Annotated in this window: 17 protein-coding genes and 1 pseudogene; 6 read left to right on the forward strand and 12 right to left on the reverse strand. The window is 69.9% G+C overall.

Annotated features, from left to right (window positions below):
• Window positions 1-2 precede the first annotated feature (2 nt).
• Window positions 3-1187 (reverse strand): muconate/chloromuconate family cycloisomerase, encoded by a 1185-nt coding sequence (locus GGR66_RS20600; RefSeq protein ID WP_184450372.1) that lies wholly within the window; start codon window positions 1185-1187, stop codon window positions 3-5.
• A 144-nt stretch (window positions 1188-1331) separates the two neighbouring features.
• Between GGR66_RS20600 and GGR66_RS20605 the strand changes: the two genes are divergently transcribed.
• Both GGR66_RS20605 and GGR66_RS20610 read left to right on the forward strand, forming a co-directional pair.
• Complete coding sequence (locus GGR66_RS20605; RefSeq protein ID WP_184450374.1) at window positions 1332-2264, forward strand: LysR family transcriptional regulator; 933 nt, start codon at window positions 1332-1334, stop codon at window positions 2262-2264.
• 15 nt (window positions 2265-2279) lie between these two features.
• Entirely contained in the window at window positions 2280-2843 is a 564-nt protein-coding gene (locus tag GGR66_RS20610; RefSeq protein ID WP_184450377.1) for a DUF1415 domain-containing protein, read from the forward strand.
• A gap of 84 nt (window positions 2844-2927) precedes the next feature.
• On the opposite strand, the gene GGR66_RS20615 is transcribed toward GGR66_RS20610, so the two are convergent.
• Together GGR66_RS20615 and GGR66_RS20620 are read right to left on the reverse strand one after the other, a co-directional pair.
• On the reverse strand, window positions 2928-3635 hold the full coding sequence (locus GGR66_RS20615) for a pseudouridine synthase (protein WP_184450379.1): 708 nt from the start codon (window positions 3633-3635) through the stop codon (window positions 2928-2930).
• The gene (locus GGR66_RS20620; RefSeq protein WP_184450381.1) at window positions 3632-4702 is read right to left on the reverse strand and encodes a methyltransferase; all 1071 of its coding nucleotides are present in this window, start codon (window positions 4700-4702) and stop codon (window positions 3632-3634) included. The genes GGR66_RS20615 and GGR66_RS20620 overlap by 4 nt, the downstream gene beginning before the upstream one ends.
• Before the next feature lie 143 nt (window positions 4703-4845).
• Here GGR66_RS20620 and GGR66_RS20625 point away from each other — a divergent pair, with 143 nt between their 5' ends.
• The gene (locus GGR66_RS20625; protein ID WP_017908770.1) at window positions 4846-5109 is read left to right on the forward strand and encodes a hypothetical protein; all 264 of its coding nucleotides are present in this window, start codon (window positions 4846-4848) and stop codon (window positions 5107-5109) included.
• A gap of 509 nt (window positions 5110-5618) precedes the next feature.
• On the opposite strand, the gene GGR66_RS20630 is transcribed toward GGR66_RS20625, so the two are convergent.
• From GGR66_RS20630 to GGR66_RS20650, 5 genes and pseudogenes are all read right to left on the reverse strand, one after another.
• A complete protein-coding gene (locus tag GGR66_RS20630; RefSeq protein ID WP_184450383.1) occupies window positions 5619-6953 on the reverse strand; it encodes a sorbosone dehydrogenase family protein in 1335 nt (444 codons plus the stop codon).
• 74 nt (window positions 6954-7027) lie between these two features.
• Window positions 7028-7348 carry a DUF3247 family protein gene (locus GGR66_RS20635; protein ID WP_184450385.1) on the reverse strand — a complete coding sequence of 107 codons (321 nt, stop codon included), beginning with the start codon at window positions 7346-7348 and terminating at the stop codon, window positions 7028-7030.
• 56 nt (window positions 7349-7404) lie between these two features.
• Window positions 7405-9348 (reverse strand): annotated as a pseudogene (locus GGR66_RS20640) (ATP-binding protein); the annotation flags it as partial.
• 219 nt (window positions 9349-9567) lie between these two features.
• Window positions 9568-9816 carry a hypothetical protein gene (locus GGR66_RS20645; RefSeq protein WP_237475366.1) on the reverse strand — a complete coding sequence of 83 codons (249 nt, stop codon included), beginning with the start codon at window positions 9814-9816 and terminating at the stop codon, window positions 9568-9570.
• Window positions 9817-9835: 19 nt separating this feature from the next.
• Entirely contained in the window at window positions 9836-10306 is a 471-nt protein-coding gene (locus GGR66_RS20650; RefSeq protein ID WP_184450389.1) for a hypothetical protein, read from the reverse strand.
• A gap of 192 nt (window positions 10307-10498) precedes the next feature.
• Between GGR66_RS20650 and GGR66_RS20655 the strand changes: the two genes are divergently transcribed.
• Window positions 10499-11071, forward strand: coding sequence for a DUF3016 domain-containing protein (locus GGR66_RS20655; RefSeq protein ID WP_184450390.1), 573 nt, complete (start codon window positions 10499-10501; stop codon window positions 11069-11071).
• Between the two features lie 47 nt (window positions 11072-11118).
• Here the strand turns inward: GGR66_RS20655 and alr are convergent, their stop codons facing one another.
• Window positions 11119-12192, reverse strand: a complete 1074-nt coding sequence (alr, locus tag GGR66_RS20660; protein WP_184450392.1) for an alanine racemase — start codon at window positions 12190-12192, stop codon at window positions 11119-11121.
• Entirely contained in the window at window positions 12171-13478 is a 1308-nt protein-coding gene (locus tag GGR66_RS20665; protein WP_184450394.1) for a D-amino acid dehydrogenase, read from the reverse strand. The genes alr and GGR66_RS20665 overlap by 22 nt, the downstream gene beginning before the upstream one ends.
• Before the next feature lie 136 nt (window positions 13479-13614).
• On the opposite strand from GGR66_RS20665, the gene GGR66_RS20670 reads away from it, so the two are divergent.
• Window positions 13615-14094: an Lrp/AsnC ligand binding domain-containing protein gene (locus tag GGR66_RS20670; protein WP_017908762.1), complete on the forward strand. Its 480-nt coding sequence runs from the start codon at window positions 13615-13617 to the stop codon at window positions 14092-14094.
• A 21-nt stretch (window positions 14095-14115) separates the two neighbouring features.
• Here the strand turns inward: GGR66_RS20670 and GGR66_RS20675 are convergent, their stop codons facing one another.
• Entirely contained in the window at window positions 14116-14496 is a 381-nt protein-coding gene (locus tag GGR66_RS20675; protein ID WP_048492458.1) for a host attachment protein, read from the reverse strand.
• A gap of 122 nt (window positions 14497-14618) precedes the next feature.
• On the reverse strand, window positions 14619-15062 hold the full coding sequence (locus GGR66_RS20680; RefSeq protein ID WP_184450396.1) for a hypothetical protein: 444 nt from the start codon (window positions 15060-15062) through the stop codon (window positions 14619-14621).
• A 136-nt stretch (window positions 15063-15198) separates the two neighbouring features.
• On the opposite strand from GGR66_RS20680, the gene msrB reads away from it, so the two are divergent.
• On the forward strand, window positions 15199-15663 hold the full coding sequence (gene msrB / locus GGR66_RS20685; protein ID WP_160968122.1) for a peptide-methionine (R)-S-oxide reductase MsrB: 465 nt from the start codon (window positions 15199-15201) through the stop codon (window positions 15661-15663).
• Window positions 15664-15674 lie beyond the last annotated feature (11 nt).

The following is a 15674-nucleotide window of genomic DNA, read 5'->3' on the forward strand; positions in this document are numbered from 1 at the left end:
GGTCAGTCCTCCATGGTGGTGCTGATCGCCACCACGCTGCGGCCGCGATCGCGGCGGAAGGCCTGCACCTGCGCCTCGTCCAGCGCGATGCCCAGGCCGGGGCCGGTGGGCAGATGCAGATGGAAGTCGGCGTAGCGCAGCGGCTCGGTCAGCAGGTGCTCGGTGAGCAGCAGCGGCCCGAACAGTTCGGTGCCCCACTGCAGTTGCGGGAAGGTGGCGAACACCTGCGCCGAGGCGATGGTGCCGATCGGCCCTTCCAGCATGGTGCCGCCGTACAGGCCGATGCCGGCCGCCTCGGCGATGGCGGCGACCTTCTGCGCGGCGATCGGCCCGCCGGACGGCTCGATCTTCACCGCGAACACGTCGGCCGCCGGCGCCCGCGCGGCCAGGAACGCGCTCTCCGGCCCGGCCAGGATCTCGTCGGCCATCAGCGCCAGCGGGAAGCGCTGCATCAGCCGCTGCATCGCGTCGCGCGAGGCCACCGGCTGCTCGACCAGCTCGCAGCCGGCATCGGCCAGCGCCGGCAGCGCGCGTACCGCCTCGGCCTCGCTCCAGGCCATGTTGACGTCGACCCGCACCGCGCCGCGCGCGCCCAGCGCACGCTTGATCGCGGCCACGTGGGCGATGTCATCGGCCGGCGGCCGCGCACCGATCTTCAGCTTGAACACCTGGTGGCGGCGCAGGTCCAGCATCTGCTCGGCCTCGGCGATGTCGCGCGCGGTGTCGCCAGACGCCAGGGTCCAGGCCACGGGCAGGCGCTCGCGCAGGCGCCCGCCCAGCAACTCGCTCAGCGGCAGCCCGACCCGCTTGCCCTGCGCGTCCAGCAGCGCGGTCTCCACCGCGCACTTGGCGAAATGATTGCCCTTGACCTGCTTGCCGATGCGCTGCATCAGCGCCTGCACGCCGCTGGCGTCGGCACCGGTCAGCAGCGGCGCCAGGTAGCGGTCGATCGCCAGCTTCATGCCTTCCGGGCTCTCCGCGCCGTAGGCCAGGCCGCCGATGGTGGTGCCTTCGCCCACGCCGACCACGCCATCGGAGCAGTGCAGGCGCACCAGCATCAGGGTCTGGCCCTGCATGGTCGCCACCGACAGACGGTGCGGGCGAATAGTCGGCAGGTCGAGCAGCAGGGTCTCGACGCGGTCGATGGTCGGGGCGGCGCGATGGGGGGCGTGCGGCAACGGGTTCATGCGGACAACACTGCGCCGCCACCGTCCGCGCGTCCAAGACTATGTGGGTCTTTCCATCATACCTTTCTGGTATTTTCCTCTCGCGATACCTGTTTGATCTGGCTTTTTTGCAGTGCAACATACCCAAAGAGCACATCGACCACAATGGAACTGCGCCAACTGCGTTACTTCGTCGCCGTCGCTCGCGAGCGCAACTTCACCCGCGCGGCCGAGCTGCTGCACATCGCCCAGCCGCCGCTGAGCCGGCAGATCCAGCAACTGGAGGAACAACTGGGCACGCGCCTTCTGGTGCGCAGCAGCCGCCCGCTGCGCCTCACCGATGCCGGCAAGCTGCTCTACGAAGAGGCGCTGCAGATCCTCGGGCGCGTGGAACAGATGCAGGACGCCACGCGCCGGCTCGGCCGCAGCGAGCAACGCGTGTTCTCGATCGGTTTCGTCGCCTCCTCCCTCTACGGTGGCCTGCCGACCCTGGTGCGGCGCCTGCGGCAACAGCGTCCCGACCTGGATATCCGCCTGCTGGAGCTGATGTCGGGCGAGCAGATCGAGGCGCTGAAGACCGGCCGCATCGATCTGGGCATCGGCCGCATCCGCCACGACGACGACATGGTGGAGCGCTTCGTGCTGCGCGAGGAGCGCCTGGCGGTGGCGCTGCCGATGGACCATCCGCTGGCCACGTCCGACGCCCCGCTGGCGCCGGAAGCGCTGACCGCACAGCGATTGATCGTTTATCCCAGCCAACCGCGGCCGAGCTTCGCCGACCAGGTGCTGTCGCTGCTGCGCGACCGCGGCATCCGCCCGCTGGCGGTGCAAGAGGTGCGCGAACTGCAGACCGCGCTGGGCCTGGTGGCCGCCGACCTGGGCCTTTGCGTCATCCCCACCTCGGTCCGGGTACTGCGCCGCGACCTGCACTACCGTCTGCTCGACGATGAACGCGCCACCTCGCCGATCATCCTCAGCCACCGCCGCAACGACAGTTCGGACCTGCTCCCGCTGATCATGCAGTTGATCCGGGAGATGTACCTGGAACGGCCGGCCTGGCTGGACAGCGCCTACAATCGCCTGCTTCTTCTCCCCTAGGCAACGCCAGCACCGATGCAGACCCCCACGCCCAACGACGCGCCCGACTACCTGGGCGACACCCGCCGCTGGCTGGAACGCGCGGTGATCGGCCTGAATCTGTGCCCCTTCGCCAAGGCGGTGCACGTCAAGCAGCAGATCCGCTACGTGCTCAGCGATGCGAGCACCCCGGAGGCGCTGCTCGAACAGTTGGCCGAGGAACTGGTGCTGCTGCGCGACACCCCGGCCGAGCAGATCGACACCACGCTGATCGTGCACCCGGATGTGCTGCAGGATTTCCTAGACTACAACGACTTCCTCGACAACGCCGACGCCGCGGTCGAGGCGCTGGACCTGCAGGGCATCCTGCAGGTGGCCAGTTTCCATCCGCAGTACCAGTTTGCCGGCACGGCGCCGGAGGACATCGGCAACTACACCAACCGCGCGCCCTACCCCACCCTGCACCTGTTGCGCGAGGACAGCGTGGAACGCGCGGTGGCCGCGTTCCCGGACGCGGACGTGATCGTCGAGCGCAATCTGCAGACGTTGGAGAAGCTGGGGCTGGAGGGCTGGAAGCGGGCGCTTGACGGCCGGGATTAGGCATTCGGGATTGGGGATTCGTAACAGCAGGATCGCGGCGGTGCGAGGCGCATCGCGCCTTTGCCAATCCCGAATCCCCAATCCCTACTCCCGGCCCTCGAACAGCACCGCCACGTCCGCTGCCTCCAGCACCCGCCACTGTCCCGGGGGTAGATCGCCCAGCGCAAAGCCGCCGATGCGGCTGCGGTGCAGCGCGGTCACGTGGTTGCCGACGGCGGCGAACATGCGCCGCACCTGGTGGTAGCGGCCTTCGTGCAGGGCGACGCGCACCTGCCGCGGCCCCAGCGTTTCCAGCGCCACCGGCAGCAGCGGCGTGGTCTCGCCCTCGAGCATCAGCGTGCCACTGGCGAACTGCGCCGCTTCGTCGCCACACAGATCCTCGGCCAGGGTGGCCTCGTAGACCTTCGCCAGGCGTGCCTTCGGCGAGACGATGCGGTGCAGCAGCGCGCCGTCGTCGGTCATCAGCAGCAGGCCGCTGGTGTCGCGGTCCAGCCGCCCGACCGTGGACAGCAACGGCGAGCGCAGGCGGAAGCGCGGCGGCAGCAGGTCATAGACGATGCGTCCCGGATCCTTGGTCGAGCAGGTGTAGCCGACCGGCTTGTGCAGCGCCAGGATCAGCCCGGGCGGCGGATCCAGCGGCTCACCGTCAACCCGGATCGCCGCGTGCGGCACCTGGTCGTCGGCGTACAGCACCTCGCCCTCGGCGTCGGTGATGCGGCCTTCGCGGAACATCAGCGCCACCTGCTTGCGGCTGCCGTAGCCCAGGTTGGCCAGGTGCTTGACCAGTTTCATCGGCGCGCTCCGCCGCGGCTGCGCACCGCGTGGATCAGCTTGAAGCCGTCGCGGGTGGCGAGCACCTCGGTCGCGCCGAAGCTGGCGTCGAGCACCGCCTCGTAGGGCAGATGGCGGTTGGCGACCAGGAACAGCCGCCCGCCGGGCGCCAGCGCCTGCGCCGCCACCGCGATGAAGCGCCGGCCGATGTCCGGCCGTTCCAGTCGCCCCGGTGCGTGGAACGGCGGATTGCTGACGATGACGTCGTACTGCCCCGGCAGTCCGGTGGTCACGTCGTGCCAGTGGAAACCCAGCGTCGTCCCGGTCGGCGACTGCGCCAGGTTGGCGCGCGCCAGCGCCAGCGCGCGCGCGTCGGCCTCGAACAGGTCCAGCGCGGTCAGCTGCGGGCAGCGCGCCAGCAGTTCCGCCGACAGGTAGCCGTAGCCGGCGCCGAGATCGGCGGCACGGCCACGCAGGTCGGCGGGCAGGTGCTCGGCCAGCAGCGCCGAGGCCGGGTCGATGCGGTCCCAGGCGAACACGCCGGGGCGGCTACGGAAGCGCCCGTCCAGGATCGGCCGCACCGCGTCCAGTTTCGCCCAGCGCTGCTGCAGCGCGGCGTCGTGGGTGCCGTGCAGCGGCGCGGTCCAGTAGACCCGGCAGTGGTGCTTGGTCAACTTGCCGCCGAGGCCGGCCAGTTGTTGCAGGTCGTCCTCGCCTGAGCGCGCGCCCTCGTTGTTGGCCTGGCAGGCCACCACCACGCCGCCCGGCGCGGCCAGCGCCACGGCGCGCGCCAGCAGCGCCCGCGCCTCCTCGCGCTGGCGCGGCGGCAGCACCAGCACCAGCGCGTAGCCGCCGGCATCGGCGGCGCCGTCCTGCTCGGCGCGCACGGTCCAGCCACCCTGCTGCAGCGCGCTGGCGAACGGCCGGTAGTCCTGCTCGCAGACCAATTGCGCCGACTGCGCGTGCTGGCGCAGCACCCAGCCGTCGCGGGCGCGCAGGAACAGCACCTTGCCGGCAGGCCAGCGCAGCACGCCCTGGGAAAACGGCAGGAACAGGGTATCGAGGGGAGCGTCTTGCGCGGCCGGCATCTGGCATGGTCATCGGAACAGGGACGCGCATTCTACCGGCAGCGCGCCGCGACCCCGGTTTTGCGCGAATCCAACGCATCATTGATGTTCCGGCAACATCGCCGCGCCTAGGCTGCAAGACACCCAATGACCGGAGAGGCAGCATGCGCGCAGTGTTCATCGGCGGCGTCGTCGACAACAGCGAAGTGGACCTGGATGGCAGCCAGCCGCCGTTGCACTACCCGGAGAACACCGGCACCGGGCGCCCGCGCTACCGCCTGCACCAGCGCGGCGCGCGCGACGACGGCAGCGTGGTCTATGCCGTCTACGCCGCCCCGGAACTGGGCGACACCGAAGTGGAGCGCGTGTTCAACGAACGTGGCTACGCCCGCCGTTTCGGCGTGGAGCCGGCGCCGGTGGAGCATTGATGCCGGATAGTCGGCGCAGGCACACGTTGTAGGAGCGGCGTCGGCCGTGATCGGGGCCTTTCTCGGCAAGGCCCTGGTCGCGGCCGATGCCGCTTCTACACAAGGTTTTTGACCATGCTCGAGTGGCGAGGAGCCGCGGCCGATCCACGCGCCGTCCGCCCCGACCCACACGGACCGTGGTGCTCGCATGCCGCTGCACCGCGCGATTTACGGCCACAGACGCGGCCAATGTCCAATGTGGGAGCGGTTTCAGCCGCGATGGGCATTCCTGGTAGTGCCCGTCGCGGCTGAAGCCGCTCCCACAGGTGCATCTGCGGCCTTCTTCGCACGGCGCAACCGCGCGCAATGCGATGCGCGAGATGCTTCAGGCCCTGTGCCACGACGCGTTGGCGAGAACTTTTGTAGGAGCGGCTTTCAGCCGCGACAGGGCCTCCATGGTGAAGTCCGGTCGCGGCTGAAGCCGCTCCTACGATTGGATGCGGACAGGCAGGCCTGATGCCTGCTGCCGCTCACTTAGCCGGCTTGGGCGTCACCCGCCACACCACGTTGCCGACATCATCGGCGACCAGCAGCGCGCCGGGCTTGTCCACCGCCACGCCGACCGGGCGACCCTGCGCGCGGCCTTCGGCGTCGAGGAAGCCGGTCAGCACGTCCTGCGGCTTGCCGCTGGGCTTGCCATTGGCGAAGGGCACATAGATCACCTTGTAGCCCGACGGTGGGTTGCGGTTCCAGGAGCCGTGCTGGCCGATGAAGGCGCCGCCGCGGTAGGTCGGCGGCAGCAGCGCGCCCTCGTAGAAGGCCAGGCCCAGGGAGGCGGTGTGTGCGCCCAGCGCATAGTCCGGCTTGATCGCGCTGGCCACCATCTCCGGGTTCTGCGGCTGCACGCGCTCGTCCACGTGCTGGCCGTAATAGCTGTACGGCCAGCCGTAGAAGCCGCCCTCGCGTACCGAGGTCAGGTAATCGGGGACTAGATCGCTGCCGAGTTCGTCGCGTTCGTTGACCACGGTCCACAGCGTGTCGGTGCCCGGCTGCCAGGCCAGGCCGACCGGGTTGCGCAGGCCGCTGGCGAACACGCGGGTGGCGCCGCTGGCCGCGTCCACTTCCAGGATCGCGGCGCGGTTGAGTTCCTGCTCCATGCCGTTCTCGGCGATGTTGCTGTTGGAGCCGACGCCCACGTACAGCTTCTTGCCGTCGCGGCTGGCCAGCAGGCTCTTGGTCCAGTGGTGGTTGATGCCGCCGGGCAGGTTGGCGACGAAGCTGGGCGCGGCGGTGATCTGGGTGTCGCCGTCCTTGTACGGGAAGCTGACCAGCGCATCGGCATTGGCGATGTACAGGCGGTCGCCGACCAGGGCCATGCCGAACGGCGAATACAGGCCCTTGAGGAACTGCGTGCGCACTTCGGCGACGCCGTCGCCGTCGGCATCGCGCAGCAGGGTGATGCGGTTGGCGCTGGGCACGCTGGCACCGGCCTTGGACATCATCGCGCCCTGGATCTTGTCGCGCAGCCCGCTGCTCTCTTTTTCCGGCGCCGGCGGCTCGGCGGTCTCGGCGACCAGCACGTCGCCGTTGGGCAGCACGTACAGCCAGCGCGGATGGTCGAGATCGCGCGCGAAGGCCTGCACCGCCAGATCGGCGGCCGGTACCGGCGCGGCGCCATCGGCCCAGCGCTTGACCTCGGCGACCTTGACCGTGGGGATCATGCGCTTGACCGGATCGGGCAGCACCGGGTTCGGCCCCATGCCGTCCTCGATGGGGTGCTTGGCGGTGTCGCCGCAGGCAGCGAGCAAGGCGGCACTGAGCGCACACAACACCCAACGGGCACGAATCGGCGAAGACATGGTCATGCGTCTTGGATATCCGGGAACACGGGGGAACGCCGATGATGCCCAGCCCCGCCGCGGAAAAAGTGAAAGATGCGTCAAGAGGCGTCGCCGCGCGGATCGCTATCCCAGGGCCGCGGCGGCAGCTGGCGCACGCTGCGGATTTCGTCCAGCCACAGGTAACGGTGCTGGGCCGGATCGTCGAGATCGTCGATGCGCACCTGCGCATTGCTGCCTTCGTTGCCGTCGGCATCGCGGAATTGCTGGATGCTGGGGCGCACCGACACGGTGCCAAAGCACACGCTGCCGTCGGTCAGTTCGATGCGCACATGCGACTGACCGGGCAGTTGCAGGATCAACGCTTCCAGCGCCTGGATCTGCGCCTGGTCGGTGTGGATACGCTCGGCAAACTGGGTCATCGGCGGACTCCGTATGGGGACCGCTGCACCCTAGCGCCGCCGGTGTGAGCCGGCAGTCAGCGCTGCCGCGCGAAGCGCACCGCAGACACCAGCTGCGCCACGCTGTACGGCTTGGCTAGGTGCTCCTGGAAGCCGGACTGCAGCGCGCGCTGGCGATCGTCGGCACGCGCCAGCGCGGTCACTGCCACCGCCGGCAGGTCGTCCGCGCTCAGACCCATGTTCTCGCGCACGGTGCGGATCAGGCCGTAGCCGTCCATGCCCGGCATGCCGATGTCGGTGACCATCACGTCGATCGCCGCATGGCCGCCGTCATCGAGCACCTCCAGCGCCTCGCTGGCCGAGCCCACCGCGACCACTTCGGCCCCCTGCTCCTCGAGCAGGCGCCGCAGGTAGTCGAGCATGTCCGGCTGGTCCTCCACCGCCAGCAGGCGCACGCCCTTGAGCGAATACGCCTCGACCACTTGTTCGGCCATCGCGAAGGCGCGCACTTCGCGCAGCGGGCGCGAGCCCGGCGCGTCGCGGTGCAGCGGCAGGCGCACGGTGAACACCGAGCCGCAGTCGCGGCCTTCGCTGAATGCGCTGATCTGGCCGCCGTGCATCTCCACCAGTTGCTGCACGATCGCCAGACCCAGGCCGAGGCCGCCGTGCAGACGCGTGGTGGTGCTGTCGGCCTGGCGGAAGCGGCCGAACAGGTGCGGCAGGAATTCCGGCGGGATGCCGTCGCCGGAATCGCGCACGGCGACGCTGACGTGCTCGCCATCGTCGTCGAGCTCGATCGCCAGGGCGATGCGCCCGTGCGCGGGGGTGAACTTGATCGCATTGGACAACAGGTTCCAGAACACCTGCTGCAGGCGCGTGGCGTCGCCCAGCACCATGCAGGGCTGCGCGGGCGCCTGCAGGGTCAGCGCCTGGTCCTTGCCTTCGGCCACCGGCTCCTGCGCGCGCATCGCCTCGCGCACCTGCTCGGCCAGGTCCAGCGCCTCCACTTCCAACTGCACCTTGCCCAGCAGCATGCTGCTGAGGTCGAGCATGTCGGAAATCAGCCGCTGCTGCGCACGCGCGCTACTGGCGATCACCGACAGGCCCTTGCTGCTCGGGTCGCCCGGCGGCAACCGCTGCAGCAGCAGATCGCTCCAGCCGAGGATGGTGGTCAGCGGCGTGCGCAGTTCGTGCGACAGCGTCGCCAGGAATTCGTCCTTCAGCCGCGCCATGCTCTCGGCGGCGTTGCGCGCGCTGCGCTCGGACTCCAGCAGTTGCTCGCGCGCCAGTTCGATGTCGCGGCGTTCGGTGACGTCCGGGCTGCTGCCGGCCAGGCCGATGAACTTACCCTCGGCGGAGTAGCGCGGCACCGCGGTCATTTCCACCCAGCGCCATTCGCCGTCGTGGCGGCGCGCGCGCGCCAGCGCACGCAGATTGCGCTGGTCGTGCAGCGCGTTGCGCAGTTCGTAGGCGAACACGCCCACATCCTCCGGATGCAGCACATCGCCCCAGCCCGGGCGCACCCCATCGGTGTCCAGATCGATGCCGAAGAACTCGGCGTAGGCAGTGTTGGTGAAGCGCAGCTCGCCCTGGGCGTCCAGCACCCACACCGGCATCGGCAGGCCCTCGGCCAGCGCGCTGAAGCGCGCCTCGCTCTCGGCCAGGTCGCGCTCCATCCGCTTGCGCTCGGTGATGTCGAGGAACTGCACGGCGACCTGGCGCAGTTCCGGCGCGCCGACGCGGAACGCATCCACCGCCCACCAGCGGTCCAGCGCGGTGGCGAAGTTTTCGAACTTGGCCGAGCGGCCGCTCAGCGCCACCTCGCCGTAGCGCTGGAACCAGTGCTCCTCGTGGGTCGGCGAGATGTCGCGCATGCGCCGCCCGACCACCTCGCGCAGGCCGGTCTCGCGCTCGAAGGCCGGATTGACCTGCAGGAACACGTAATCGACCGCGCGCTCGCCTTCGAACAGCATCTGGATCACGCAAAAGCCGGAATCGATCTTGTCGAAGATTTCGCGGTACTGCAGGTCCGTCGCCTGCGCGAACGAAGACGAGGTGGATTCTGGGCTGGCATGCATGACGGAGTAACTCTGGAAGCGGCCTACGGCAACGGACGACGACGGTGCCCTGCATCCGCGGCGCAACAACGACGCGCTAGGAACGGCGAGGCGGAACCCCCATCTTGTTAAGCCACTCCGCCGCCGTCAAGCCAGGGGCACGCTGCACCTGCGGGAACCGGGTCACCAGAAGAAGGCGATCACCAGGACGATGCCCAGCAGCGAGAGACCGATCCCGGCAAACACCAGCCACTGGGTCAGGCGCGCGCTGCGCAAGGCCTGCTCTTCCAGCCAACGCTCGGCTTCCTCGCGCCACGGCGGCGGCGGCGAGGATTCCAGCAGTTGCTGGACGCGTGCCGCCCCCAGCTGCCGGCATTGCCGACGGCATTCTGCGGGGATCACGGGTCGCTGGGGTGCGCTCACGACGGACATGACAAGCTTCCTGAACCGCTCAGCCGAGCGTGAAACGCGGTGCGTCGCTGGCGAGCTCGTGCTCCACCGCCATCCGCGCCAATCGCGTGTAGTTGGCACGCGGGCCGACCCCGCGGCCGACGATCAGGCCCAGGTACTCCAGGCCGGCCCACACCCGCGCCTTCCACTCCACGCCGTCTTCGGCCAGCACCAGCGTCAGCGTATAGCGGAAGCTCTGCCCCTGCGGGCTGCGGTAGTGGTAACTGGGCGGGAACTGCACGGCCACGTCCTGCGCCTCGCCGAGCGAGACCAGGTAGCGCCGCAACAGATGGCGCACGTCGTCGCCCGGGTTCAGGCGCAGCTGGCGCGCCGCCTCGTCCAGGTTGGCCTGGTGCTCGACGAACGCGGCCGCGCCACTGGCCGGGCTGTGCCCGTGGCGCTTGGCCCACTCGATGAACTGCAGCCGCACATCGCTACCGGTATGGGCGTGGTGGAACAACGGCGTCTTCATGCGATCCCCGCATCACTCGAGTGGCCTCCATGCTCGCGCGCGCACCGTGAAGCAGGCGGCGAGGCGATGTGAGCCGGCCGTCACGCCGGAGCGGATGAATCCGCGGCCAACGGTGCTCGCCGCACGCCTCGCCGCGATTGCGGGCGCGCCGGCACAGGCACACACTGGACACACGCCTCCTGGAGATCCGCCATGAAGATCCGCTATGCCTGGACGGCGCTGGCTGTTGCCTGCCTGTGGGCGGGCGGCGCCTCCGCCGAGATCCGTAACGTCACCGACCCGCAGGCGCCGCGCAGCCTCGCCAGCGACGGCCCGGTGCAGGTCAGCTGGGCCGATCCGGCCACCTTCAGCGAACTGCGGCAGAGCCGCAACCGCTGGGAAGCCGAACGCGGCGATTGGGTGCAGGACCTGGCCGCCTACCTGCAAAAGCAGGCCGCCAAGCAACTGCAGCCCGGCCAGCGCCTGGACATCAAACTGACCGACATCAAGCGCGCCGGCGACTACGAGCCCTGGCACGGCCCGAACTGGAACGACGTGCGGGTGATGCGCGACCTGTACCCGCCGCGGATCAGTCTCGACTTCACCCTGTACGGCGCCGACGGCCAGGTGCTGGCGCAGGGCCAGCCGAAGCTGATGGACCCGAGCTACCTGTACAACAGCTCGGTCGGCCTGAGCACCGATCCGCTGCGCTACGAAAAACGCATGCTCGACGACTGGCTGCGCCGCCAGTTCCGCAACAAGGACAGCGCGGTCGCCGAGCGCTGAAGCCGTCCGCGCGGCGCCGGCATCGCGCCGGCGCCGTCAGGCACGGGTCAACCGCCGAGATAAGTGCGCGGCGCGCGCTTGAGGCCGCACAGCAACCGGTAGGCGCTGGAGTTGCAGCGCCCGGCCAGCGCATCGATACGCGGCTGCGCGCCCCACAACTGCACCTCGCTGCCGAGTCCGGCCTGCGGGTGGTCGGTCAGATCCACGGTCAGCATGTCCATCGACACGCGCCCGATCAGTTCGCCGGGCGCGCCGTCGATCAGCACCGGCGTGCCGTTGGGCGCGAACTGCGGATAGCCGTCGGCATAACCGATCGCCACCACCCCGACCCGGGTCGGCCGCGCCGCGACGAAGCGCGCGCCGTAGCCGACCGGCTCACCCGGCCCCAGGTCGCGCACCGAGATGACCTTGGACTGCAGGGTCATCACCGGGCGCAGTTCGCCGGGCAGTGCCGCCGTCGCGGCGAACGGGTCGGCGCCGTACAGCATCAGCCCCGGCCGCCCCCAGTCGTTGTGCAGCTCAGGCCAGCCCAGCAGTGCCGGCGAATTGCACAGGCTGGTCTCGCCGGCCAGGCCGGCAGTGGCCTGGCGGAACACCTCCACCTGCTCGCGGGTACGTGCGCTGTCCAGTTCGTCGGCACGGGCGAAGTGGCTCATCAGCACCAGCCGCTCGACCTGCGGCAACGCGCTCAGGCGCGCATGCGCGGCGCGGAACTCCTCCGGCGCCAGGCCCAGCCGGTGCATGCCGCTGTCCAGCTTCAGCCACAGGCACAGCGGCTGCGGCGCGGCGAAGGCGGCGATCGCCTCCACCTGCCAGGGCGAGGCCACCGCGCACCACAACCGGTGTTCGGCGACCAGCGGCAATTCGTCGGCGTCGAAGATGCCTTCCAGCAGCAGGATCGGCGCGGCGATACCGGCCTGGCGCAGTTCCAGCGCCTCCTCGATGCAGGCCACCGCGAAGCCGTCGGCCTCGCCGTCCAGCGCGCGCGCGCAGGCCACCGCGCCATGCCCGTAGGCATCGGCCTTGACCACCGCCAGCGCCTTGCCGCCGCTCAGCCGCCGGGCCAGGCGGTAGTTGTGGCGCAGCGCGTCGAGGTCGATCAATGCACGGGCTGGGCGCACGCGACGGCCTCGGCGACGGACGCGGCGGAACCGCGGGAGTAACGGAAGATGTCCAGGCCCTCGCCGCTGATCTGCGGCTGCCGTGAGACCATCAGGTCGGCCAGGTAGCGGCCGGAGCCGCAGGCCATGGTCCAGCCCAGCGTGCCGTGGCCGGTATTGAGGAACAGGTTGCGGTAGCCGGTGGCGCCGACCACCGGCGTGCCGTCCGGGGTGGCCGGACGCAGCCCGGTCCAGAACTCGGCCGCGGCCAGGTCGCCGCCGTGCGGGTACAGGTCGTTGACCACCTTCTCCAGCGTGGCGCGGCGCCGCGCCGGCCGCGACAGATCGAAGCCGGCCAGTTCGGCCATGCCGCCGACGCGGATACGCTCGTCGAAGCGGGTGATCGCGACCTTGTAGCTCTCGTCGAGGATGGTGGAGGTCGGCGCCAACGCCGCGTCGCGGATCGGCAGGGTCAGCGAATAGCCCTTCAGCGGGTACACCGGCAGGCGGATGCCCAGCGGCGCCAGCAGGCCGGGCGAATAGCTGCCCAGCGCGACCACGTAGCGGTCGGCGCGCTCCAGCCGGCCGCCGATGCGCACGCCGTCGATGCGATCGCCATCGGCGTGCAGCGCCTCGATGGTCTCGCCCTGCCGGAACTGCACGCCGGCCGCAGCCGCCATCGCCGCCAGGCGCTGGGTGAACAGGCGGCAGTCACCGGTCTGGTCGTTGGGCAGGCGCAGCGCGCCGACCAGGGTCGCCGGTGCGCTGGCCAGGGCCGGCTCGACCCGGGCGATGCCGGCACGGTCCAGCAGTTCGTAGGGCACGCCGTACTCGCGCAGCACCTCGATGTCCTTGGCCGCGCCGTCCAGTTGCTGCTGGGTGCGGAACAGCTGGGTGGTGCCGAGCTGGCGGCCTTCGTAGGCGATGCCGGTCTCGGCGCGCAGCTGGTCCAGGCAGTCGCGGCTGTACTCGGACAGGCGCACCATCCGCGCCTTGTTGATCGCATAGCGCTCGGCGGTGCAATTGCGCAGCATCTGCGCCAGCCACAGGTACTGCTGCAGGTCGGCGGTCGGCGTGATCGCCAGCGGCGCATGGCGCTGGAACAGCCATTTCAGCGCCTTCAGCGGCACCCCCGGCGCCGCCCACGGCGACGCGTAGCCGGGCGAGACCTGGCCGGCATTGGCGTAGCTGGTCTCCAGCCCGGCCGCCGGTTGGCGGTCGACCACCGTCACCTCGCAGCCGCTGCGGGCCAGATACCACGCCGTGGCCGTGCCGATCACACCGCTGCCGAGAACCAGAACCCGCATGCGCCTACTCCGTTCGGATCAATTCCCTGGCTGGATGGCGCCAGGGCAGAAGTTCGGTGCAGTATAGGCAGCGCAACCCAGGATTTTCCCCTGACTTCTGCCGACCTGGCAGGCCAAACCCCTGAGACCCACCCGCATGGCCGCACGCCTCCGCGAACTGGACAAGATCGACCGCAAGATCCTGCGCATCCTGCAGCAGGAAGGGCGCATTTCCTTCACCGAACTGGGCGAACGGGTCGGCCTGTCGACCACGCCCTGCACCGAGCGGGTGCGCCGGCTGGAACGCGACGGCGCCATCACCGGCTACTACGCGCGGCTGGACCCGCACTACCTCAAGGCCAGTCTGCTGGTGTTCGTGGAGATCAGCCTGGCCTACAAGTCCGGCGACATCTTCGAGGAGTTCCGCCGCGCCGCGCTGAAGCTGCCCAACGTGCTCGAGTGCCACCTGGTCTCGGGCGACTTCGACTACCTGCTCAAGGCGCGCATCAGCGAGATGGCGTCCTACCGCAAGCTGCTGGGCAGCACTCTGCTGACCCTGCCGCACGTGCGCGAGTCCAAGAGCTACATCGTGATGGAGGAAGTGAAGGAAACGCTCAGCCTGCCGATCGCCGACTGAGCGTTTCGCGCGGGATGCAGGTCAGGAGACCAGCAGCTTCTCGAGATCGTCGCGCGAGGAATTGGCGTGGTTCTTGGCCAGTTCCGCCACCACCCGCTTCTGGACCTCCTTGTGCAGCAGCGGCCGCAACTGCCCAAGCGTGTGCGGGTCGGCGACCAGCATCAGGTGCTCCACCTGTCCGCGCAACGCGTCCTGGTACAGCCGCTCGGCCACCTGGCGCACGAACCCGGCCTCATCCATGGTCATCGGCCGGTCGCCGTCCTCCACGCCCTCGATCGGCGTCGGGTTCAGCACTTCGGTCTGCTCCAGCAGCGCGGTCTCGCCGGCCAGGTTGACCCGGAACAGGCGCGCGCTGGTGCGGTCGGCGACGACGATCAGGGTGTTGTCGGGAAGCTTGCTCATCGGTTCTCCTGCGAAACATGGCGCCGCGGCAATCGCGGCCGGTACGCCAGTCTAGAAACCGATTTGTGAGGATGGCGGCCACGCGGCGTTCGCCGCGCGTTCGTCGCCCGGGTGCAAGCGCATCACTCCTGGATGCGCACGCCGTCGCCGCTGGGGACGGTGTCGTAATAACGGCCGGTGCGGGTGTCCAGCGCGCGGTTCGGGCCGACCTGCATCGCTCCGGGAACCACCTGCCCGCTGCGGTCGTAGAGGCGCACCGGACGGCGTGCGGAGGGGTCGGCGACCGCGGCCGCAGGCACTGCCGGGCTGGCCGGGCGCGTGTGCCGAGTCTTTCCTTGCCGGTCGTCCAGGTTGGACGGCACAGGCGCGGCACTGGGAGCGGTCGTCGATGCCGGCGCACGCTCGTCGAGACGGCTGGCCACCGAGGGCGCCGGCGGCGGCGCGGACTGCAGGGTATTGGCGTCGCGATTGCCGGCCGGTGCGCCGGGGACTGGCTGAAGACTCTGCGCGGCGGCAAGCGCCGGCACGAGCAGGGCGATGGCAACGCAGGGCAGCAAGCGGTTCACGGTGGCTCCGTCGATGGGCCGGGGGAGCGTTCCACGCTAGCGCATCGCCGAGGCCGCGTCGACGCGGTACGGCGCGCTTGATCCGCCGCGTACAGCCCTCATGTTGTTTTCCCCTCCTCCAGCCACGGGTCCCGCCATGAGCCGATTCGACCTCACGCCTCCCACCACTGCCGAGCGCGAGCGCCTGATCGGCGACCTGAACGTGGAGGAACGCCGGGTGCTGCTGCAGCACGGTACCGAAGCGCCGTTCTGCGGCGTGTTCCTGGACAACAAGCTGGAGGGCGTCTACACCTGCCGGCTGTGCGGACTGCCGCTGTTCCGCTCCAGCGCCAAGTTCGATTCCGGCACCGGCTGGCCGAGCTTCTTCGCGCCCTACCACCCCGACCACGTGCGCGAGATACGCGACACCAGCCACGGCATGATCCGCACCGAGATCGTCTGCGCCCGCTGCGACAGCCATCTCGGCCACGTGTTCCCGGACGGCCCGCCGCCGAGCGGCGAGCGCCACTGCCTGAACTCGGTCTCGCTGCAGTTCACCGAACAGGGCCAGGCGTTGCCCAACCCGCTGCACCGCGCCGGCGGCGAGACCGAACCGGCCTGATTCCGGCGCAG

This window comes from Xanthomonas sp. 3498 (assembly GCF_014199795.1).
In the GTDB taxonomy this organism is placed as follows: Bacteria; Pseudomonadota; Gammaproteobacteria; order Xanthomonadales; family Xanthomonadaceae; genus Xanthomonas_A; species Xanthomonas_A rydalmerensis.